The following is a 20,753-nucleotide window of genomic DNA, read 5'->3' as shown; positions in this document are numbered from 1 at the left end:
CGTCGCACCGTGTTGACGGGCGAAGCGCGACTACGGTGAGGGCATCATGCGTCTGACGGTCGGCCCCCTGCCACCCGCTGTGTACTGGCGGCGTCGTGTCGTCGTACTCGGAGCGGGGCTTCTCTTCCTGATTGTCCTGCTTTATTCCTGCACCCAGTCGGGTCGTTCCGGCGGTCAGGATCCGAAGGCGGGAGGCTCGCCGTCGGGGACGTCCGCTGCGACGTCCGATCCCGGCGGGCCGGTGCTGACACCGCAGACCGGGGCGCCCTCGCCGTCCGCGTCCGCCGACTCGGGTGCGACGACTCCGAGCCCTGCGATGACCAGCAATGATCCTCCGCTGGGCGCGGCGGCCGGCGCGGAGGACGACGGCACCTGCACCAACGACGAGATCAGCGTCGTCTCGGTGGCGAGCCCGACCTCCGTCCAGCGCGGGGCGATCGTCGACCTGCAACTCAAGATTCAAAACACGTCGGACCGGACGTGCAGCCGCAACGTCGGCGCCGAGGCGCAGGAGATCTTCATCAAGTCCGGTGCGGAGAAGGTCTGGTCGTCCGACACCTGTGGCAAGGTCCAGGGCGCGGACGTGCAGTCCTTCCCGCCGGACTTCGTGCGCTCCTACCGGGTGGCGTGGAACGGTCGGGACACCAGCCGGTGCGACGGCAGTGGGCTGGCGGCCGGGCCGTTCCCGCCCGCCGGGTCGTACCAGGTGTTCGCCCGGGTCGGCACGAAGCTCAGCTCACCCACGAAGCTCACCGTCACCGGCTGAGCCGGGTCAGGCGTGAGGTCGCCGGCTCAGACGTAGCGTTCGAGGATGGATGCCTCGGCGAGCCGGGACAGCCCCTCGCGGACGCCCCGGGCCCGGGCGTCGCCGACCCCCTCGACAGCCTGCAGATCCTCGACTGTCGCGCCCAGCAGCCGTTGGAGGCTGCCGAAGTGCACCACCAGGCGGTCGACGACCGCCACCGGCAGACGGGGCACCTTGGCCAGCAGCCGGAAGCCGCGTGGGCTGACCGCGGCGTCCAGCGCGTCGGACGCGGCCGGGTAGCCGATCGCCTTGGCCACCGACACCAGGTCGATCAACTCGGTCGCGCCGAGCAGATCCAGCTCGACCAGCGCCTCGTCCAGGGTGCGCGACTTGCGGCCGACCGGGAGGTAGTCCCGGATGACGAGCGTCCGGTCGGCGTCCACGCCGGCCATCAGCTCGTCGAGTTGGAGGGCGAGCAGACGGCCGTCGGTGCCCAGCTCCACCACGTAACCGGCGATCTCGTCGGCGATCCGGCGAACCATCTCCAGGCGCTGGACCACGGCGACCGCGTCCCGGACGGTCACCAGATCCTCGATCTCCAGTGCGGAGAGCGTGCCGGAGACCTCGTCCAGCCGGAGCTTGTAGCGCTCCAGGGTGGCGAGCGCCTGGTTGGCCCGGGAGAGGATGGCCGCCGAGTCGTCCAGCACATGCCGCTGGCCACTGACGTAGAGGCTGATGATCCGCATGGACTGGCTGACCGAGATGACCGGGTAGCCGGTCTGCCGGGCCACCCGCTCGGCGGTGCGGTGCCGGGTGCCGGACTCCTCGGTCGGGATGGACGGGTCCGGCATCAGGTGCACCGCCGCCCGGACGATCCGGGTGCCGTCGCTGGAGAGCACGACGGCGCCGTCCATCTTGCACAGCTCGCGCACCCGGGTCGCGGAGAACTCCACGTCCAGCGGGAAACCGCCGGTGCACAGACCCTCGACGACCTTGTCGTAGCCGAGCACGATCAGGGCGCCGGTGCGACCCCGCAGGATGCGCTCCAGACCGTCGCGCAACGCCGTGCCCGGGGCCATCAGGGCGAGGTTGGCCCGCAACGGGTCCCCGGCGCCTCCGGCGGCGCCTGCGGCCACGCTCACGCTGATCGGGCGGGCAGGCGAGCCCACGGCGCCGGTGCGGGCCTGGGGCGGCGCGCCGGCTGGCTTGGTGGTATCGCGGTCGATCGGCACGGGCACAGTCTACGGACTGCCGTGCGGTGGGTGCTGTCGTGGTTACTGTGATGTGTCACGATGCGGCCCTTCGAACCGGTTTCCCTCTTGCGGCGCGCTGTCCGGTATCGCCACCCTCGTCGGCACGGTGGGTCACTCCGCGGACGCGCGAGCCGCATGTTGCAACGCCGAACGGACATCGGTGACCTCGGTCACCCGTATCTGCTCGGGCCCGGCGCCGGTGCTGGCCGGGCCGCAACCGGGCGGCACCAGGGCCACCTTGAACCCCAGCCGGGCCGCCTCGGCCAGCCGACGCGGCACCGCCCCGACCCGACGCACCTCACCCGTCAACCCCACCTCGCCGATCGCCACCAGATGCGGCGCGATGGCCAGGTTGAGCCCGCCGGAGGCGACCGCCAACGCGACCGCCAGGTCGGCGGCCGGCTCCACCACCCGGATGCCGCCCACCGTGGCGGCGAAGACCTCCCGGTCGTGCAACGTCAGCCGTTCGGTGCGCCGTTGCAGCACCGCGAGCACCATCGCCAGCCGCGCCGAGTCGAGGCCGGAGACGGTGCGTCGGGGTGACCCGGCCACCGTCGCGCCGATCAGGGCCTGCACCTCGGTGACCAGGGCCCGTCGCCCCTCCATGGCCACTGTCACGCAGGTGCCCGGGACCGGCTCCGCGTAGCGCGTCAGGAACAGCCCGGACGGGTCGGCCAGACTGCTGATGCCGCCCTCGTGCATCTCGAAGCAGCCGACCTCGTCGGCCGCGCCGAACCGGTTCTTCACGCCGCGCACCAGGCGCAGTGAGGAATGCTTGTCGCCCTCGAAGTGCAGCACCACGTCGACCAGGTGCTCGAGCACCCGAGGCCCGGCCACCTGGCCGTCCTTGGTGACGTGCCCGACCAACACGGTGGCGATGCCGCGCTCCTTGGCAACCGAGACTAGCGCGGCGGTGACCGCACGAACCTGGGTCACCCCGCCGGGCACCCCCTCGGTGCCGGTGGTCGAGATGGTCTGCACCGAGTCGAGCACGAGCAGGCCCGGCTTGACCGCGTCGAGGTGACCGAGCACCGAGGCCAGGTCGCTCTCGGCGGCGAGGTAGAGCTGGTCGTGCAGAGTGCCCATCCGCTCGGCGCGTAGGCGCACCTGGCTGACCGACTCTTCCCCGCTGACCACCAGTGAGGGGCTGCCGGCGCCCACCGCCCACTGCTGGGCGACGTCGAGCAGCAGGGTCGACTTGCCCACGCCGGGCTCCCCGGCGAGCAGCACCACCGCGCCGGGGACCAGGCCGCCGCCGAGCACCCGGTCCAGCTCGCTGACGCCGGTGGGGCGGGCGCGGGCCGGAGCCGCGCTGATGGTGGCGATCGGTCGGGCCGGCTCGGACGGCATCCGGGAGCTGACCACCCGGCCGGAGACGGTCGGGCCGGTGATCGTGCTCTCGACCACCGAACCCCACTCGCCGCACTCCGGGCAGCGCCCCACCCACTTGGGCGGCTGGTGCCCGCAGGCGTCGCACTCGTAGGCCGGACGTGGCTCGCGGGCGCTCGACCGACCACGGGCGGCACCGGCCGCGCCGCCACGGGCAGGGGTTGATCGGGAGGTGGTCACGTCAGGACGCTAGCCCTCGCGTACGACGAAAACACCCCGGCGTGGTGGTCACCACGCCGGGGTGTTCGTCGATGTGACGGTCGGGTCACTCGTGGGTCGTGCCACCCTCGTTGCCCTCGTAACCGCCCTCGCGCTCGATGATCGGCGAGGGAGGCGCGGCCGGGGTGAGCGGCACCGCGATCGGCGCCTGGCCGGTGACGGTGTTGCCGTTGCCGAAGTCGAAGGTCACGACGACGTTCTGCCCGGAGCGCAGCGCCTCGGTCAGGCCGATCAGTCGGAGCTGCGAGGTGGCCTCGGAGTTGAACTGGATGTAGCTCAGCGGCGCCAACTCGATCCGGGCCGGCTGGCCCGGCGCGGCCGGGCTGGCCGAACCCGACGCCCGCGCCGACTCCGGGGCGGACGGGGTGGCCGAGGACGAACCGGTCTCGGAGGGCGTCACCGACGGGCTGGCCGAGCGGGACGTCGGGGTCGACGGGCTGACCGATCCGGACGGGGACGGGCTCGTCGAGGTGGACTCTGCCGACGGCGACGGGCTCGCCGAGCCACCGCTGATCACGACCTCGCGGGCGCTCTCGGTGGTGACGGTGACAGTCACCGTCTCCTTCGAGTCGTTGTAGATCACGGCACCGAGCGTCGCGTCCTGGCCGGCCCGGTAGCCCTCGGCGCCCGGGTAGTCGACCAGCAGGCCGCGTACCGAGAAGGAACCGTTGTCGGTGGTGAGGTTGACGCCCTGGACCGACGGCTCCTTCAACGCGGTCTCGGCGATCTGACCGGTGCCGCATCCGGACGCCAGCAGGCTGGCCGCCGCAATCCCGGACAGCAACAGGGCCGCCCGCCGGGATCCCCTGATCGAGCGCGTCACGTCGGTCCTCCTCGTCACAATCCCCACCCGGCCGCACGCCGGGCACGGTGGCCATACCCGCGCAGACCGCGCTCCAGGGTAGTTGGAGCTGATCGAGGCCCGCACGCGGACCCGGCATTGCCACCTGCCCGGGTGCGGCTCACACCACCCGACCGCTCGCCACCAGCAGCACCACGTCGATCAGGGCCACCAGCAGCACCGCCCGGAAGGCCGACACCGGCCGCCGGCCGGCCCGGACCGCCGAGCGGCCGGCGTACCAGCTCAGCGGTGGCACCACCGCGGCCGTGCCGACCGCCGCCAGGCCGACCGCCGACGGCGGCCCGGGTGGTCCGAGGACCAGCACCGCGGTCGCGGCGAGGAGCAGACCGGCCGCTGCGGCCCGGCTGCCGGCGGCGCCCAGCCGGTGGGGCAGGCCGCGCACCCCGGTCCGCGCGTCGTCGGCGAGGTCCGGCAGCACGTTGGCGAAGTGCGCGCCGGCACCGAGGCACGCCGCCGCGACCACCAGCCAGGCGGGCGGGGTCGGCTGGCCGGGCAGGGCCAGCACCACGAAGGCGGGCAGCGCGCCGAAGGAGACGGCGTACGGCAGCACCGAGAACACGGTGGCCTTCAGTGGCCAGTCGTAGAGCAGCGCGGAGGCCAGGGCGACGGTGAGCCAGAACGCCGCCGTCGGGTTCGTGGTCAGGGCGAGCAACGGGCAGGCCACCGCGGCCACCGCCGCGGCCCAGGCCGTGGTGCGCCGACCGACCGCGCCGGAGGCCACCGGTTTGTCGGTACGCCCCACAGTGGCGTCTCGCTCGGCGTCCAGTGCGTCGTTGGTCCAGCCGACGGCGAGCTGGCTGGCCAGCACGGCGAGGACGACGGAGACGATTCCGGCGGGCCGGTGACCCACCCCCCACGCCAGCAGACCGGAAACGGCGGTGACCGCTGCGGCCGGTTCCGGATGGCTCGCTCTGACCAGCCCTAACACCCTGGACGACATAAGGGAAGTCTGGTCGTTACCGAGCAGTCGTGCCACGCTCGGTTCCATGCGAGACGTGGCTGCGGCTGCGGCGTCCACCGGCCCCAGGGTGCTGCCGCGTAACGATCCGCGCCAGTACGACGACCTGGCCGGTGAGTGGTGGCGGCCCGACGGCGCGTTCGCGATGCTGCACTGGCTGGCCGAGGCCCGCGCGGCGCTGGTGCCACCGGCCGACCGCCCGGGCGCGGTGCTCGTCGATCTGGGCTGCGGCGCCGGTCTGCTCGCGCCGCACCTGGCCGGTAAGGGCTACCACCACATCGGAGTCGACCTGACCCGCTCGGCGCTGGTCCAGGCAGCCGAGCACGGGGTACGCGTGGTCCAGGGCGACGCCACCGCGGTCCCGTTGCCCAGCGGTTGCGCCGACGTGGTCTCGGCGGGTGAGCTGCTGGAGCATGTGCCGGCCTGGCCCCGGGTGGTGGCCGAGGCGTGCCGGCTGCTCCGCCCGGGTGGCCTGCTGGTGTTGGACACCCTGAACGACACGGCGGTGGCCCGGCTCGTCGCGGTGCGGATCGCCGAGCGGCTGCCGACGGTGCCGCGTGGCATCCACGACCCTCGGTTGTTCGTGGACGCTCAGGCTCTGGTGGCCGAGTGTGCCCGGCACGGTGTCGACCTGCGGGTGTGGGGCGTCCGTCCGCAGGTCGGTGGCCTGCTCGCCTGGTTGGTACGCCGCGCCCGCGCGTCCGGCGCGGGACCTGCCGGCCGTGCGCCCCGGATCGTGCCTACCCGGTCCACCGCCGTTCTCTACCAGGGCCGGGGGGTCCGCAAAGGATAGTCGGGCCGTGGCGGGGTATGGGACGCCGAGGAGGAGACGATATGACGGTTCAGGCGCTTGAGGCAGCCCGCCGGTTGGCGCCGCGGTTCGCCGCGCGAGCGGCGGAGCACGACCGGGACGGTTCCTTCCCCGCCGAGGACTTCCGTGATCTGCGGGAGGCCGGCCTGTTCGGGTTGATGGTTCCCCAGGCACTAGGGGGTCTGGGGGCGAGCTTCGCCGAGTACGCCGCGGTGGCCACCGAGCTTGCCCGGGGCAACGGTGCGACCGCCCTGGTGTTCAACATGCACGCCTCGGTGACCGGTGCCCTGGGCGCGGTCACCGAGGAGTTGGCCGAGGCGCTCGGTGTGCCGGACGAGGCGCTGGCCGCCCGGGACCGCCTGCTGACCGCCGCGGCGGAGGGTGCCTGGTACGCGGTCGCGATGAGCGAGCGCGGCGCGGGGGCTCGGCTGTCCCAGCTCAGCACGGTCTACGAGGCGACCGACGGAGGTTGGCACCTCAAGGGCAGCAAGACCTTCTGTTCGGGCGCCGGGCATGCCGACGGTTACCTGGTGGCGGCCCGCAGTGCGGCCGACCAGTCGGTGGTGTCGCAGTTCCTGGTGCCGGCCGCTGACGGGCTGACCGTGGAGCCGACCTGGGACTCACTGGGCATGCGGGCGACCTCGTCGCACGACCTGCACCTGGACGTCACGGTGCCGACCGACCGGCTGCTCGGCGGTGTGGAGGGGCTGGCGTTGGTGGTCGCCCAACTGATGCCGCACTGGTTGGTGGCCAGTTACGCGGCCGTCTATGTGGGAGTGGCCCGGGCGGCGATCGACGCGGCGGCCGAGCATCTGAACGCCCGCAACCTGGGCGGTCTGCCGGCGGTGCGGGCCCGCCTGGGCCGGGCGGACGCGGCGACGGCCGCCGCGCAGTTGGTGGTCGCCGAGGCGGCCCGCCGGGTGGACGAGGCACCGGGCGACGAGGAGACCAACCGCTGGGTGTGGCGCGCGAAGCTGCTGGCGGGCACCACTGCCGCCGAGGTGGCGGCGTCGGTGTTGGAGGCGGCGGGCACCTCGGCGACCCGCCGTGGTCATCCGTTGGAGCGGCTCTATCGGGATGCGCGTTGCGGCTCACTGCACCCGGCCACGTCGGACGTCTGCGCCGACTGGTTGGGCATCGCCGCGCTGGGCGGCGACCCGGATCGCGACGGATCGGCACCACGTTGGTGAGCCGGCCGGCTGCGAGCCGTGCGGAGGATAGGCCGGCCGCGATGGCCGGTGGGACGACCAGGGGGAGGACAGCATCTGACGAGAGGTGGGGATCGTGTCCGTACCAGTGATCGCGGGGCTCGGGGCTGCGCAGCCGCCGTCCGCTCGCCAAGACGAGTTGTGGGAGGGCTTCTTCTCCCGGCACTTCTCCGGCACCACCCGGTCGTTGGCCCAGCGCATCTTCGCGAACTCGGGGGTGACTCGGCGGCAGGCCGCGGTCAACCCCCTGTTGGAGGACGTGTCGGACTGGCCGACCGAGCGCCGGATGCGTCGCTACCAGGTCGAGGCTCTTCCGCTCGGCAAGGAGGCGGTGGGTCGTGCGTTGACCGCGGCCGGGCTGGGTGCCGGCGACATCGGGCTGTTCATCGTCTGTTCCTGCACGGGGTACGCCACCCCCGGTCTGGACATCCTGCTCGCCCGGGACCTCGGCATGGCCGCCGACACCCAGCGGATGTTCGTCGGCCACATGGGCTGTTACGCGGCGCTGCCGGGGCTGGGCGCGGCGAGTGATTTCGTCACCGCACGGGGGCGGCCGGCGCTGCTGCTCTGCGCGGAGCTGACCAGTCTGCACATCCAACCGTCGAGCGCCAGGGTGGACACCCAACAGATCGTCTCCCACGCGCTCTTCTCGGACGCCGCGGTCGCCGCCGTGGTCGTTCCGAGCGGCCCGGGGTACGCGCTGCGTGAGGTCACGTCCGTCACCGACACCTCGACGGCTGATCACATGACCTGGGATGTCACCGACGCGGGTTTCCGGATGGGGTTGTCGCCCAAGGTGCCGCAGGTGTTGTCGAGGCATGTCCGCAAGTTGGTCGACGACCTGCTGGCGCGGCACGGCGTCACCATCTCCGAGGTGGACGGTTGGGCGGTGCACCCGGGCGGGCCGCGGATTCTCAACGTGGTCGAGCGCGAGCTGGCGTTGCCCCCGGAGGGGCTGGCGGCGTCCCGGGCGACGCTGGACGAGCACGGCAACTGCTCGTCTCCGACGGTGCTGCTGATCCTGGACCGGCTGAGCCGTACGACGCCTGCCGCTCGACGCGTGGTCATGCTGGCGTTCGGCCCCGGCCTCACCCTCTACGCCGCTCTGCTCGATCGACAGGACTGACCGTCTCGCCGGGCCGGTCGGTACGCTCGGCGGATGCAGGCGACGACTGACGACCGGCTGCGCTCGGCGGTCCTGGTCGCCGTGGCGGTGGCCGTGTTGGCCGTCGGGGGCGGGTGGTGGCGTGCCGCCGCGCCCGCCTCGACGGCCGGGCCTTCGGCGGCCCGGGCGACGGTCGAGCCGAGGGTGAGCACCCCGCTGGAGCGTGCCCTGGTGACCTCAGTGGTGCCCGGTGAGCGGTTCACGATCCGGGTGGACGACACGGACGAGATCGTCAGCGTGCCGCGCGGCTTCTGGGCGGAGATCGACCCGGAGACGGGCATGATCGCCGACATCGAGGGAGAACCCGGCAGGATCCTGTTCCAGGGTGGTCTGCTCAGGTTTCGGGAGACGGTCTGGCGGGAGCGGGCGGCGCTCGCTCCGGGGGAGCGCATCGTCCGGCAGTCGGCTGAGGGTGCTGCCCGTCTCCTGCTGCAGTACCGGTGCACCAGGCCGGGCAGCCTGACGGTGACTGTCGTCGGGGCCGGTCTGGCCGGGCCGTCGGAGATCGACTGCGACGGCACCGTCGCCAGCGCCCGCGTGCTGTCGCACGGCCGGCCGTTCCGGGTGGCGCTGTCGGCGACGGGGGAGCGGGAGATCGACGTCGAGGCCCAACTCGTCGAGCTACCCCGCTGAGCCGCGATGGTCACTGGGTGTCCGCGGTGCTCCGGCGGTCACCGGCGACGAGGGCCATCGCGATGGTGGCGCCGGCCGTCGCTGTGCTCAGGCGGCGAGGGCGTTCAGGTCGTCCCGATAGGCGTCGACCGGGCCGAGGTCGGGCAGCACCAGGGTCACTCTGCCGGTGCGGTCGACGAGCAGAGCTGTCGCGGCGCCGGGGCGGGCCGGTTGGCCCAGGAACGAGCGCAGCCCACCGGCGGGGTCGGCCAGCGCCCGGACCTGCCGTTGGTTGGTCGGTGGGGCGGAGGCCGTCCTCCCGCCGGTGACGGTCACCACGGAGACCCCGGCAGGTGCGGCGGCCAGGGCGTCGCCGACGCGATCGGGGCACTGGCAGCCGTCCAGCAGGATGATCATGGCGGGGAGCAGGCCGCGTAGCGGCACGGGTGCCTGACCCGTGTCGACCAGGTCGAGTGCGGGCAGCGCCCGCCCGGTCAGGGTCGCGGGCGGCGAGTGGGGCGCCGGGGTCGGACGGTCGGTGCGACCGGCTCGCGGCCAGGTGACCACGAGCAGGCCGGCCAGCGTGGTGAGGACCGCCACCGCCAGGACCAGGAGCGGCAGGCGCAGCGCCCGGTTGCCGCCGGGTGGGCCGGTGGTCCTGCCGAGTTCCCGGCGGACCTGGGCGGCCTCGGCGGCGAGGGCGGAGGCGTCGTCGGGGACCACGACCCGGCCCCACTCGGGTGGCAGGCCGGGCAGCCCGTCGGCCGGCCCGTGGCCCTCGGCATCCGGCTTGCCCATCGGACCTCCTGAAAGGGTCTCGAGAGCGGCGTACGGCTCGGTGTCCAGGGTCGCGCACCAGGGGCCGCTCCCGCTACACCTGGGCGCAGTCCGGTCAACCGGGCTACCATGGGAGGAGCGCATAGCCCTTGATCTCGACGTTCTGTTCACCCGTGCCGGGCTGTCATCCGCACGTTACGGAGCGTGTTCGAACCATTGGTTTGACCGCCTGTCAAGCTGAAGAAAGACCTCTCACAGGGCCCCTGAGCTGCGCCAACGGTCAGGACATCGGTGAGACATCGGTGCCTGAGCGTGTTACCCTAGACACAGCGAAAGGGGTTTCGAACCTATGGTTTTCAGTGTCGGCGAGACCGTTGTCTACCCCCACCACGGGGCCGCACTCATCGAGGCAATCGAGACTCGGGTCATCAAGGGCGAGCCTAAGCAATACCTCGTCCTGAGGGTCGCGCAGGGTGACCTGACGGTCCGGGTGCCGGCCGAGAACGCCGAGATCGTGGGCGTTCGAGAGGTGGTCGGCGAAGAAGGCCTCGGTAAGGTCTTCGACGTTCTGCGGGCTCCGCACACCGAGGAGCCGACCAACTGGTCGCGGCGTTACAAGGCAAACCTGGAGAAGCTGGCCTCCGGAAACCCGCTGAAGGTCGCCGAGGTCGTTCGTGACCTGTGGCGCCGGGAGCGGGAGCGGGGCCTGTCCGCGGGCGAGAAGCGGATGCTCGCCAAGGCCCGTGACATTCTCGTCGGCGAGGTCGCGCTGGCTGAGAAGAGCACCAAGGACGAGGCGGAGACGCTGCTCGACAAGGTCCTCACCGAGGCCTAGTCCGCACAGCATCGTCGTACCACTTCGTAGTGAAGAAACCACCGAGGACCGCGACGTGACCGCGCAGCTCAATCCGCGCGGTGACGTCGCGGTCCTCGTGCCTGCGGCGGGTGCCGGTGTACGCCTGGGGCCGGGCCGACCGAAGGCGCTGCGCCTGCTCGCCGGCGAGCCGCTGCTGGTGCACGCGGTGCGTCGGCTGGCCGCCGCTCCCTCGGTGCACACGATCGTGGTGGCCGCCCCGGTCGCCGAGGTGACGGCCGTCCGCGAGTTGCTGACCCCGGTCGCGCCGGTGATCGTCGTCCCGGGCGGCGCGGAGCGGCAGGCGTCGGTCGCCGCCGCGCTGGCCGCGGTGCCTGACGGCCCGACGATCATCCTGGTGCACGACGCCGCTCGTGCGCTCACCCCACCCGAGCTGGTCGAATCGGTCGCGGCGGCGGTCCGTGACGGGCGCGACGCGGTGATCCCGGTCCTGCCGGTGGTGGACACGATCAAGGAGGTCGGTGCCGACGAGGTGGTGCTCGGCACCGTCGACCGGTCCGCCCTGCGCGCGGTGCAGACGCCGCAGGGTTTCCGCCGTGCCGTGCTCAGCGCCGCACACGCCGCAGCCGGTGACCCCCTCACCGACGACGCCGGGCTGGTCGAGAAGCAGGGTGTCGCGGTGAGCTGCGTGCCGGGCTCGGAGTACGCGCTGAAAATCACCCGACCCTTCGACCTGGCTCTGGCGGAGCATCTGCTCGCCACCGGCGGCTGACGCGTACGCTCTGATCATGATCGTTCCCCGGGTGGCCATCGGCACCGACGTGCACGCGTTCGAGCCGGGTCGACCCTGTTGGGTGGCCGGGCTGCTCTGGCCCGACCAGGACGGTCTCGCCGGGCACTCGGACGCCGACGTCGTCGCGCACGCGGCCTGCAACGCGCTGCTCTCCGCCGCCGGTCTCGGCGATCTCGGTGCCGTCTTCGGGGTGGGTGAGCCGGAGTGGGCCGGCGCGTCCGGTGTGGCACTGCTGACCGAGACGGCCCGCCGGGTGCGGGCCGCCGGCCTGGAGATCGGCAACGTGTCCGTGCAGGTCGTCGGCAACCGCCCCAAGATCGGTCGTCGCCGTGCCGAGGCGCAGGAGGTGCTCTCCTCCGCCGTCGGCGCCCCGGTCACCCTGTCCGGCGCGACCACCGACGGGCTCGGGTTTCCCGGGCGCGAAGAAGGGCTGGCGGGCATCGCGGTGGCTCTGGTGTACGACGCGCCGGCCGCCTAAGCTCGCCGCGATGTCCACCGACCCCGCCCCCGACCGGTCCGCCGCCGACGGCTACGTCCAGCGCGCCCAACTCCTCGCCGAACTCGGCCGCCACGACGAGGCGGCCGGTGAACTGACCTACGGGCTGGCGCTCCAGCCGGACGACGTGGATGCCCTCACCATGCTGGGCCGGGTGCAGCTGGCCGCCCGCCGCCCGGCCGAGGCGCTCACCGCCGCCGACAGGGCCGTGGCGGCCGCACCGGAGGCACTGCCACCACTCGTCGTCCGGGCGATGGCGCTGGCCGACCTGGAGCGTTACTCCGAGTCGGCGGCCACCGCCGACCGGATCCTCGCCCTGGGCCCGGCCGACGCGTACGCCCAGCGCAGCGCCGCGGCGATCCTGGCCGACGCCCGCAACGGGCAGCCGGCACTCAACGCGGCCTGGCGTGGGGTCGAGTTGGCCCCGGAGGAGCCGCAGGCGCATCTGGTGCTCAGCCTGGTCGCCGCCCGGCTGGACCTGTTCGACCTGGCGGAGCGGGCCTACCGGGAGGCGCTGCGGCTCGATCCCCGCATCGCCGAGGCCGGGCACGACGTCGGTGTCATGCGACTGGAGCAGCGTCGCTGGTCGGAGGCGTTGGAGCACGTCGCCGAGGCGGTCACGGTCAGCCCGAGCCGGATCGACTCGCCGCGCACCCTGGCGTACGGCCTGCACCGCCTGGTGCTCTACGGCGCGGGTTGGTCGCTGGTGGCGGCGGTGCTGGTCGCGGTCGCGGCTGCGGCGAACGGCGGGTTCTCCCGGGTCCTGGCGGTGCTCGCCGCGCTCACCGGTGGGATCGTCGTCTGGCAGCTCGCGGCCCGGCTGCCGGGGCTCACCCGGACCGTCTTACCGGCCATGCTGCACTCGGACCGGGCGATGGCCCTGGCGGTCTACGCCGTGGCCGCCGCGCCGCTGTTGCTGCTGGTGTACGCGGTGGTCGGCTCCCCGTGGCCCCTGGTGCTGGCCATCGCGGTCACGGCGGTAGCCGAGCTGGCCGTCTTCACCAGAACCGCGATCCGCTAACCCAACCGACTCGACGCTCGGCGTAACCCAAAAGATCAACAAGCGTCGGATAGCCCGCCCACGTCAGGGTTTCGCCGGAGCCCACCCGCGTCGGGATCAAGCCTGACCGCCCAGAGCGGGTGGGCTCCGGCGAAACCCCCAGAGGGCGACTAGACAGACCGCGCCCACGTCCAGGCGTACCCCTCGTCCTCGCAGGCGCCTGCGGCATCGCAGAGGTCAAGGGGACGGAAGGTGTCGACCATGACGGCCAGCTCGTCGAAGTAGTCCGCACCGATGGAACGCTCGGCCGCACCCGGCTGGGGGCCGTGGGTGAAACCGGACGGGTGTAGGGAGATCGAGCCCTGCTCGATGCCGGAGCCGCGCCGCGCCTCGTAGTTGCCGCCGGTGTAGAAGAGCATCTCGTCGGAGTCGACGTTGTGGTGGTTGTACGGCACCGGGATCGCGTCCGGGTGGTAGTCGACCTTGCGGGGCACGAACGAGCAGATGACGAAGTTGGGGCCCTGGAAGGTCTGGTGCACCGGCGGGGGCTGGTGGATGCGGCCGGTGATCGGCTCGAAGTCGTGGATGGAGAACGCCCACGGGTAGAGGTGCCCGTCCCAGCCCACCACGTCGAACGGGTGCTGGGCGTAGACGTAGCGGGTCCAACCCCGTCGGTGGCGGACCAGCACCTCCACCTCCTCGCCGTCGACGAGCAGGGGGGTGCCCGGGCCGCGGACGTCGCGCTCGCAGTAAGGCGAGTGCTCCAGGAACTGGCCGCGTACGGAGAGGTAGCGCTTGGGCGGGCCGATGTGCCCGGACGCCTCGACGGTGAGCAGGCGGACGGGCTGGTCGCCGGTGGGCACCAGCCGGTGGATGGTCGAGGTGGGGATGATGACGTAGTCGCCGGCGACCGCGTCCAGCACCCCGAAGGGGGACTCGACCCGCAGGGTGCCCGACTCGACGTAGAGGCAGTGGTCGCCGGTGGCGTCGCGGAACAGCGGTGAGGGCCGGTCGGCGAGCACGTACCCGATGCGAACGTCGTCGTTGGCGAGCAGGTACTGCCGGCCGAGGACGGGATCGGAGCCGCCGGTGTCCAGCTTGTGGGTGCGCAGGTGGCGGGGCTTGAGCGGCAGGTTCGGCGTCCGGGTGAACGTGGGCGGGGCGAACTCGTCGGCGGCCAGGATCGCGGTGGGCGCGTGCCGGTGGTAGAGCAGCGACGAGTCGGAGGAGAAGCCCTCCTGGCCCATCAGCTCCTCGGCGTAGAGCGTCCCGTCGGGCTGACGGAACTGGGTGTGGCGCTTGCGCGGCACGTCGCCGACGCTGCGGTAGTACGGCATCTCGCCTCCCGATTTGTTCCGTTCACCGATCAACAGTGTCCGATAATCGGACACTGTTGTCCGTTCCTCGTAGCGTCCCGTACATTCTTGTTCCGTGTCAACGCAGGTGCCCGCACTCCTCGACGGCCTGGTGGACGACGCCGCCGTCTTCCCGCCGGGCAGCGCCACGCTCCCCGACGCGCTCGCTGCTCACCGCCGACACCGCACCGACTGGTACGCCGACCTGGTCGGGCCCCTGCTCGTCCCCGCCTCGACCGTCGCGGCCGGGGAGCTGACCGGCCTCGTCCACCCGGGCGAGGGCCTGGTGATCGGGTTGATCGGTGACACCGGGATCGCCCGACTGCCGTTCGCGCTGTCGTTCCTGGCACCCGATGGCGTCACGGCCCGCCAGGTCGAGGTGGCGGTCGCCAAGCGCGGCGAGGACCCGCTGCCCGGCATCACCGAGCTGCTGCGGCTCACCGACGCGATGCCGGGTGTCGAGGCCGTCTACGCCGAGCTGCCGTTGACCTTCGGGCTGATGGGCGCGCTGGACGCGCTGGCCGCCGCCCGCGCCGACGGTGTGCCGATCGCCGCCAAATTCCGTACCGGTGGCCTGGCCGCCGAACTCTTCCCCACACCGGCCGAGCTGGCCGCCGTGATCTGCGCCTGCCGGGACCGGGCCCTCCCGTTCAAGCTCACCGCCGGACTGCACCAGGCGATCCGGCACCTGGACCCGGAGACCGGCTTCACCCACCACGGCTACGCCAACGTGCTGGCCGCCGCCCTGGCCGCCGCCGACGGCGACCGGATGGAGACGGTCGCCGAGCTGCTGACCGTCGTCGACCCGCGCCCACTGCTGGAGCGCGCGAGCGGGCGGCTCGACTCGCCGCGCCCACTGTGGGTCGGGTTCGGCTCGTGCAGCATCCTGGAACCACTGACCGATCTGATCCGGCTTGGGCTGGTGAACGGGGGCTACGACGCATGACCTGGGTGACCGGCGCCGAGGGTTCGCCGTACGGGGTGACGAACCTGCCGTACGGGGTGTTCCGGACCGACGGGGGGCAGCCCCGGATCGGCGTACGGATCGGGTCGTGGGTGTTCGACCTGGCCGCGGCGGAGGCCGCGGACCTGGTGCTGGCCGCCGGTGCGCTGTGCCGGCCCACCCTCAACGACTTCATGGCGCTCGGCCGTCCCCAGTGGACGGCGACCCGGCAGCGGATCATCGAGCTGCTGACCGACCCGGCGCACCGGGCCGCGGTGGAACCGCTGCTGGTGCCCCTCGCGGACGTGGAGTTGCTGCTGCCGATCGAAGTGGCCGACTACGTCGACTTCTACTCGTCCGAGCACCACGCCTCCAACGTCGGCCAGATCTTCCGCCCCGGTCAGCCGCCGCTGCTGCCGAACTGGAAGCACCTGCCGATCGGCTACCACGGGCGGGCCGGCACCGTTGTCGTCTCCGGCACGCCGGTGATCCGACCGACCGGGCAGCGCCCCTCCCCGGACGGCCCGGTGACCGGCCCCTCGGTACGCCTCGACATCGAGGCCGAGGTGGGCTTCGTGGTGGGCGTACCCAGTCCGTTGGGTCAGCGGGTCGCCGTCGACGACTTCGCCGACCACGTGTTCGGTGTGGTGCTGGTCAACGACTGGTCGGCCCGGGACATCCAGGCCTGGGAGTACCAGCCGCTCGGGCCGTTCCTCGGCAAGTCGTTCGCCACCTCGGTGTCGGCCTGGGTGACGCCGCTGGACGCGCTCGGCGGCGCCTTCGTCCCCGCTCCCGACCAGGACCCGCCGGTCGTCGACTACCTCCGTGACGTGCCGCACCTGGGCCTGGACCTGCGACTGGTGGTCGAGTGGAACGGCGAGCCGGTCAGTGAGCCGCCGTTCGCCACCATGTACTGGACGCCGGCGCAGCAGTTGGCGCACCTCACCGTCAACGGCGCGTCACTGCGCACCGGCGACCTGTACGCCTCCGGCACCGTCTCCGGCCCGGACCGGTCGCAGGTCGGCTCGTTCCTGGAGTTGACCTGGGGCGGGGCGGAGCCGGTCAAGGTGGGCGACGAGACCCGCACCTTCCTGGCCGACGGCGACACGGTGACCATCACCGCCACCGCCCCCGGCCCGGACGGCACGACCATCGCCCTCGGCGAGGTCACCGGCACGGTTCGTCCGGCCGTCTGAGCGGGCGCATTCCATCCGTCTCGTGCACGGGACCGGTTATCGCACAGCCCGTGCGATAACCGGCAGTGGTTGATCCGTTGATCGTCCGGATCCTGTTGCCTCGCCGCGCAATCCGGGCCGGGAACTGCCCGGCCGGCTGCGGTGGGGCATTCATCGCACACGGAGGTAACGACGATGCACGATCTTGCGGGCGCGATCTGGCGTACCAGTAGCCGTTCCAACGACCAGGGGCTCTGCGTGGAGGTGGCGGACAACCTGGTCGACGTCCACGGTCTGGTGGCGGTCCGCGACTCCAAGGACCAGGCCGGCCCCACACTCGCGGTCAGCCCGCCGGGGTGGACAGCCTTCATCGGCGCGATTCGGGCTGGTCGCTTCGAGCGCTGACCGAAAGCCTCGGCACCGGTCGACGACGCCCGGTGCCGAGCAGCCGTCCAATCGGACGAAGTGGCCTCCGGGTGGTGGGAATTCCGTCCCGGGGGCCCCGTCCGGCCCTCACTCCGCGTACCGTCGGGGACACGGGAGGGTGGCATGTCGACGGTGGCGGTTACCAGAATCATCGAGGCACACGCCGTCGATGTCTGGCGTCTGCTGACCGACCTGCCCGGCCGTGCGGCCCGGCTGAGCGCGACCGGCCCGATCGAGGTGCTCACCCCGGGGCCGTTCGGCCCGGGCACCGCCTGGCGCGAGGAGCGCGCCCAACCCGACGGCGGCGCCCTCAGCGAGGAGTTCCTGGTGGTGGAGGCACTCGCTCCGCAGCGGCTGGTGCTGGTCTCCTCCGGTGCCGGCGTCGACTACCGGATCACCTGGACCCTGCGTCCGGTCCGCCGTCGCCGCCGGGGTTGCACGGCGATCACCGTCGCGCAGGAGGCGGTGCCGACCGACCCGTACGGCCGGGTGGTGGCGCTGTTGCTCGGTGGCCTCGCCGCGCGGGCGGTCGAGGTGGCGCTCCGGCGCGATCTCGCCGACCTGGCCGCGGCGGCGAGCGTCGGCACCTCACTAGAAGCCGCCTGACCGCCGGCCGGTACGCAGCGCACCGAACGCCGACTGGTCCGAGCCGCACTGGCCGTCGACCGGCCCGAGCCGCACCGAGCGCTAGCGCCGTCGCCGTGACCTGAGCACGGTGCGGCCGGTTCCGCTGGGTAGGGTGCCGGGCGGAGGTGCGGCATGGGGTTCCCGAGGGGTCGGCGACGGCTCGTGGTGGTGGTCGCGGCGCTGCTCGCGACCGCGGCCGTCGCGGTCATCGTGCACCGGGTGCTCGCGCCGGCAGAGGTGAGCACGCTGGCGAGAGGCGACTACCCGGCCCCCGCCCGACCGCCCGCCGGAGTGATCGGCCGGCTTCCGGTCGCCCCGTTGATCGTGGACGAGCGGCTGCGGGTGTACGCCGCACACCGTCAGGTCTACGCCGACCGGCCGGTCGACGGGCGGTACCGGACCAGCCCGTTCTGGTCCTACCGGCGTTGGCCGGCGGAGTTGACCGGCATCGTGGCCAGCGGCAGTACGGTGGTCAGCCGCTGGTCCGACGGCCGACTGGTCGCGCTCGACGCCCGGACCGGCGGGGTGCTCTGGCGAGCCGACGGCCCGGAGCCCGCCGGGAGCGCGGTGCCGGTGCGGCGTACCGGGGCGGCGATCGTCTGGGACGCGGCCGGGCTCCAACTCACCGACCTTCCCGACGGGCGGGCCGTGCTGCTGGTGACCGGGGCTGCCGAGGCGAGTGGGGTCGAGCTGAGTGGTGGCCGGCAGCTGTGGCGGGTCAAACTGCCCGACGGGTGCCGTAGCGATATCGGCACCACCGCCAACGGGCAGCTGATCGGTCTGGACACCTGCGCCGGGGCGGCCACTGTCGAGTTCCGGGACGCGGCGACGGGCGAGGTACGTGAGCGCTGGCGACCGCCGGGCGGTCCTGACGACCTGGTGGTGACGCCGCTCGGTTGTCGTACCGGCCGGTCGGAGTGTCTGGGGCTGCGGACCGTCGGGCCGGGTGACGAGGGCGGTCGGGGTTGGCTGTTGGACGCCGGCTCGCCGGTTGCCGCTCCCGCGCTGGACCAGGCCGGCGCGGCGCTGGTCGGTGAGCAGTCCGTCGCCGTGCTCGACGGGGTCGTGGTGGGCCGGTCGGCGCGTACGGGGAGCGAGCTGTGGCGGTCTGCGGACCTGGGTGCGGCCCGGGTGCTGGCCGGGCAGCCGGGCCGGGTGCACCTGCTGACCGAGGCGAACGATCTGGTGACGCTGGATCCGACGACCGGTAGGCAGTTGTCCCGTTTCGTGCTCAACGTCGGCTCGGACGGGACCGGGTGGGCGCCCGGGGCGGTGGCGGCCGAGGACGGGTTCGTGGCGGTGGAACGGCTCCGAAAGCCGGTCGACCCCACCGGCGATGACCAGCGCTACTACTACACCGGGGAGGCGGTGATCCTGGCCGCCACCTGATCGTGGCGTCTTCGACCCCGGGCACACCGAACCAACTGAACCCTTTGTTCAGAAAGGGTATTTTTTTCACGGTTCGGGTTTCCGGTGGAAGGGGTCGGCGCATGGTCGGGACAGCAGCCCAGTGTGTGGTGGGCGGCGCGCTTGCCGCCGCCGCGACCCTGGCGTTGGCGGTGTCGCCGGTGCTGGCCGCCGACCCCGCCTCGGTGCGAGCGTTCGGTGCCGTCCGGGCCGAGCCGTCGGTGGGCACTGGCGTGACCTTCGAGATCCTGCCGGCGTCGCCGACCCAGCCGCCGCCCACGTCCACGCCGACGGCGCCACCCCAACCCACCCCCAGTCACGGCGGTGAGCTGCCGGTGACCGGATCGGGCGGGTCGGTGCTGCTGTTCGCCGCGCTCGGCGCGGCCCTGGTCCTCATCGGGTGGCTCGCAGCCCGTCGCCGTCGGCCGAGCTGACAGCCCGTCGCCGTCGCCCGAGCTGGCCCGTCGAGGCAACGACCGGCTGACGCTCGACAAAACGGACATAAGTTATCTATAGTCTCGTTGTGCGACTCCTGGCAGCCCTGTTGGGTTCGATCATCGTCCTGCTCTTCCCGGTGCCGGCCGAGGCCGCACCGACTGCCACGCGGACAATCACGCTCGCCCGGACCGTCGGGGTGGACATCCTCGTGCCGGCGTCGGTCAACCTCGGCTCGGGCATCGTGGGGAATTCCCTGACCGGCCAGCTCGGCCCCGTCGAGGTGCGCGACTCCCGCGGGCCGGTCAACCCGAACACCTGGGTCGCGACCGTCTCCGCCACCGTGTTCATCACGGGTGCGGGTGGCGCGCAACGAACGATCGCCAGTGGCCAGATCTTCTACTCGTCCGGTCCGGCGGTCCGTAGTACCGGTGGCGGCGTCCTGGTGCCGGGTCAGCTCACCGCCGCTCAGGCGGTGTCTCTGAGTACGACCCGAGAGGCGTTCCGGAAGACGAGCGGCAATGGCAACAACATGGTCGTCTGGGTGCCGACCATTCGCGTCGCCATCCCGACCGGCATCATCGCAGGGACCTATCGGGGAACAATCACCCACTCTGTCGCCTGATGGGTGATTCATCCCTTTTCTTGGGGTTCCGAGATGGTCCGCTGCCTAGTGTCAACGGCATGAGGAAGCCACTTCTTGCCCTGACCGCCGGTGCGGCCGCCGTGGTAGCACTGGCCTCGCCCGCCGCGGCGGCCCCGTCGGGTGACACCATCGTCACCTTCACCATCGCCACCGCCGACCTGAACATCGTCGTTCCGGCCGCTGTCAACCTCGGTTCCGTGTTCGCCGGCAACAGCATCACCGGTGAACTCGGCACCGTGACGGTCAGCGACCAACGGGCGGCGCTCGCCGCCACCTGGGTGGCCACCGTCACCAGTAGTTCGTTCACAACGGGCGGCGGCACTCCCGAGGAGACCATCACGCCCAACAACGTGGAGTACTGGTCCGGTGCGGCCACTGCCACCAGTGGCACCGGCACGTTCGTCCCCGGACAACCCACCCAGGCCGACGCGGTGGTCCTGAACGTCCCCCGCACCGCCTTCTCGAAGACGTCGGGTTCCGGCGCCAACTCGGCGAGCTGGGCACCGGACATCCGGATCACGATCCCGGCGACCGCCGTGGGCGGTACCTACTCGGGGGTGATCACCCATTCGGTGGCGTGATCGGGCCGGCGCCCTCGCCCTGGCCGCGACCCTCCTGGTCGCGGCCGGGGCGCCGG

At 72.4% G+C, this 20,753-nt stretch carries 23 protein-coding genes; 17 read left to right on the top strand and 6 right to left on the bottom strand.

The window, feature by feature from the left end; genetic code table 11:
* The first annotated feature begins 46 nt into the window (after positions 1 to 46).
* Positions 47 to 766 carry a hypothetical protein gene (locus O7616_RS03480; protein WP_282305588.1) on the top strand — a complete coding sequence of 240 codons (720 nt, stop codon included), beginning with the start codon at positions 47 to 49 and terminating at the stop codon, positions 764 to 766.
* A 26-nt stretch (positions 767 to 792) separates the two neighbouring features.
* Here the strand turns inward: O7616_RS03480 and disA are convergent, their stop codons facing one another.
* The 4 genes from disA to O7616_RS03460 form a co-directional block, all read right to left on the bottom strand.
* Positions 793 to 1,977 carry a DNA integrity scanning diadenylate cyclase DisA gene (disA, locus tag O7616_RS03475; protein ID WP_282305587.1) on the bottom strand — a complete coding sequence of 395 codons (1,185 nt, stop codon included), beginning with the start codon at positions 1,975 to 1,977 and terminating at the stop codon, positions 793 to 795.
* A gap of 132 nt (positions 1,978 to 2,109) precedes the next feature.
* Positions 2,110 to 3,567: a DNA repair protein RadA gene (radA, locus tag O7616_RS03470; RefSeq protein ID WP_282305586.1), complete on the bottom strand. Its 1,458-nt coding sequence runs from the start codon at positions 3,565 to 3,567 to the stop codon at positions 2,110 to 2,112.
* 85 nt (positions 3,568 to 3,652) lie between these two features.
* A complete protein-coding gene (locus tag O7616_RS03465) occupies positions 3,653 to 4,429 on the bottom strand; it encodes a hypothetical protein (protein ID WP_282305585.1) in 777 nt (258 codons plus the stop codon).
* A gap of 139 nt (positions 4,430 to 4,568) precedes the next feature.
* Positions 4,569 to 5,456, bottom strand: coding sequence for a UbiA family prenyltransferase (locus O7616_RS03460; RefSeq protein ID WP_282305584.1), 888 nt, complete (start codon positions 5,454 to 5,456; stop codon positions 4,569 to 4,571).
* Here O7616_RS03460 and O7616_RS03455 point away from each other — a divergent pair.
* The 4 genes from O7616_RS03455 to O7616_RS03440 all read left to right on the top strand — a co-directional run bounded on the left by O7616_RS03455 (position 5,455) and on the right by O7616_RS03440 (position 9,243).
* Positions 5,455 to 6,219 (top strand): methyltransferase domain-containing protein, encoded by a 765-nt coding sequence (locus O7616_RS03455; RefSeq protein WP_282305582.1) that lies wholly within the window; start codon positions 5,455 to 5,457, stop codon positions 6,217 to 6,219. The genes O7616_RS03460 and O7616_RS03455 overlap by 2 nt on opposite strands.
* Positions 6,220 to 6,260: 41 nt before the next feature.
* A complete protein-coding gene (locus O7616_RS03450) occupies positions 6,261 to 7,427 on the top strand; it encodes an acyl-CoA dehydrogenase family protein (RefSeq protein WP_282305581.1) in 1,167 nt (388 codons plus the stop codon).
* A gap of 94 nt (positions 7,428 to 7,521) precedes the next feature.
* Complete coding sequence (locus tag O7616_RS03445; protein WP_282305580.1) at positions 7,522 to 8,571, top strand: type III polyketide synthase; 1,050 nt, start codon at positions 7,522 to 7,524, stop codon at positions 8,569 to 8,571.
* Positions 8,572 to 8,604: 33 nt separating this feature from the next.
* Positions 8,605 to 9,243, top strand: a complete 639-nt coding sequence (locus O7616_RS03440; RefSeq protein ID WP_282305579.1) for a hypothetical protein — start codon at positions 8,605 to 8,607, stop codon at positions 9,241 to 9,243.
* Between the two features lie 87 nt (positions 9,244 to 9,330).
* Here O7616_RS03440 and O7616_RS03435 read toward each other — a convergent pair whose 3' ends face one another.
* Positions 9,331 to 10,020 (bottom strand): hypothetical protein, encoded by a 690-nt coding sequence (locus O7616_RS03435; RefSeq protein WP_282305578.1) that lies wholly within the window; start codon positions 10,018 to 10,020, stop codon positions 9,331 to 9,333.
* Positions 10,021 to 10,348: 328 nt separating this feature from the next.
* Between O7616_RS03435 and O7616_RS03430 the strand changes: the two genes are divergently transcribed.
* From O7616_RS03430 to O7616_RS03415, 4 genes are read left to right on the top strand one after another with little or no spacing between them, the layout of a single operon-like run.
* Positions 10,349 to 10,834 carry a CarD family transcriptional regulator gene (locus tag O7616_RS03430; protein WP_007073334.1) on the top strand — a complete coding sequence of 162 codons (486 nt, stop codon included), beginning with the start codon at positions 10,349 to 10,351 and terminating at the stop codon, positions 10,832 to 10,834.
* A gap of 55 nt (positions 10,835 to 10,889) precedes the next feature.
* On the top strand, positions 10,890 to 11,585 hold the full coding sequence (ispD, locus tag O7616_RS03425) for a 2-C-methyl-D-erythritol 4-phosphate cytidylyltransferase (RefSeq protein ID WP_282305577.1): 696 nt from the start codon (positions 10,890 to 10,892) through the stop codon (positions 11,583 to 11,585).
* Positions 11,586 to 11,598: 13 nt separating this feature from the next.
* A complete protein-coding gene (ispF, locus tag O7616_RS03420) occupies positions 11,599 to 12,084 on the top strand; it encodes a 2-C-methyl-D-erythritol 2,4-cyclodiphosphate synthase (protein WP_278147824.1) in 486 nt (161 codons plus the stop codon).
* A gap of 10 nt (positions 12,085 to 12,094) precedes the next feature.
* Entirely contained in the window at positions 12,095 to 13,123 is a 1,029-nt protein-coding gene (locus O7616_RS03415; protein WP_282305576.1) for a tetratricopeptide repeat protein, read from the top strand.
* Between the two features lie 149 nt (positions 13,124 to 13,272).
* Here O7616_RS03415 and O7616_RS03410 read toward each other — a convergent pair whose 3' ends face one another.
* Positions 13,273 to 14,439 carry a cupin domain-containing protein gene (locus tag O7616_RS03410; protein WP_282305575.1) on the bottom strand — a complete coding sequence of 389 codons (1,167 nt, stop codon included), beginning with the start codon at positions 14,437 to 14,439 and terminating at the stop codon, positions 13,273 to 13,275.
* A 94-nt stretch (positions 14,440 to 14,533) separates the two neighbouring features.
* Between O7616_RS03410 and O7616_RS03405 the strand changes: the two genes are divergently transcribed.
* The 8 genes from O7616_RS03405 (at position 14,534) to O7616_RS03370 (ending at position 20,697) form a co-directional block, all read left to right on the top strand.
* Positions 14,534 to 15,403: a hypothetical protein gene (locus O7616_RS03405; RefSeq protein WP_282305574.1), complete on the top strand. Its 870-nt coding sequence runs from the start codon at positions 14,534 to 14,536 to the stop codon at positions 15,401 to 15,403.
* Positions 15,400 to 16,596: a fumarylacetoacetase gene (fahA, locus tag O7616_RS03400; protein ID WP_282305573.1), complete on the top strand. Its 1,197-nt coding sequence runs from the start codon at positions 15,400 to 15,402 to the stop codon at positions 16,594 to 16,596. Before O7616_RS03405 ends, fahA begins: the two co-directional genes overlap by 4 nt.
* A 174-nt stretch (positions 16,597 to 16,770) precedes the next feature.
* Positions 16,771 to 16,980 carry a DUF397 domain-containing protein gene (locus tag O7616_RS03395; RefSeq protein ID WP_088987326.1) on the top strand — a complete coding sequence of 70 codons (210 nt, stop codon included), beginning with the start codon at positions 16,771 to 16,773 and terminating at the stop codon, positions 16,978 to 16,980.
* A 144-nt stretch (positions 16,981 to 17,124) separates the two neighbouring features.
* Positions 17,125 to 17,607 (top strand): SRPBCC family protein, encoded by a 483-nt coding sequence (locus O7616_RS03390; RefSeq protein WP_282264092.1) that lies wholly within the window; start codon positions 17,125 to 17,127, stop codon positions 17,605 to 17,607.
* Positions 17,608 to 17,760: 153 nt separating this feature from the next.
* Complete coding sequence (locus O7616_RS03385) at positions 17,761 to 19,017, top strand: PQQ-binding-like beta-propeller repeat protein (RefSeq protein ID WP_282305572.1); 1,257 nt, start codon at positions 17,761 to 17,763, stop codon at positions 19,015 to 19,017.
* Positions 19,018 to 19,118: 101 nt separating this feature from the next.
* Positions 19,119 to 19,469 (top strand): LPXTG cell wall anchor domain-containing protein, encoded by a 351-nt coding sequence (locus O7616_RS03380; RefSeq protein WP_282305571.1) that lies wholly within the window; start codon positions 19,119 to 19,121, stop codon positions 19,467 to 19,469.
* A gap of 89 nt (positions 19,470 to 19,558) precedes the next feature.
* Entirely contained in the window at positions 19,559 to 20,095 is a 537-nt protein-coding gene (locus O7616_RS03375; protein ID WP_282305570.1) for a hypothetical protein, read from the top strand.
* A gap of 59 nt (positions 20,096 to 20,154) precedes the next feature.
* Positions 20,155 to 20,697 carry a hypothetical protein gene (locus O7616_RS03370; RefSeq protein WP_282305569.1) on the top strand — a complete coding sequence of 181 codons (543 nt, stop codon included), beginning with the start codon at positions 20,155 to 20,157 and terminating at the stop codon, positions 20,695 to 20,697.
* Positions 20,698 to 20,753: the final 56 nt, after the last annotated feature.

This window comes from Micromonospora sp. WMMD964, assembly GCF_029581455.1.
Taxonomy (GTDB): Bacteria; Actinomycetota; Actinomycetes; order Mycobacteriales; family Micromonosporaceae; genus Micromonospora.
This window is presented reverse-complemented; position numbering and strand designations above follow the sequence as displayed.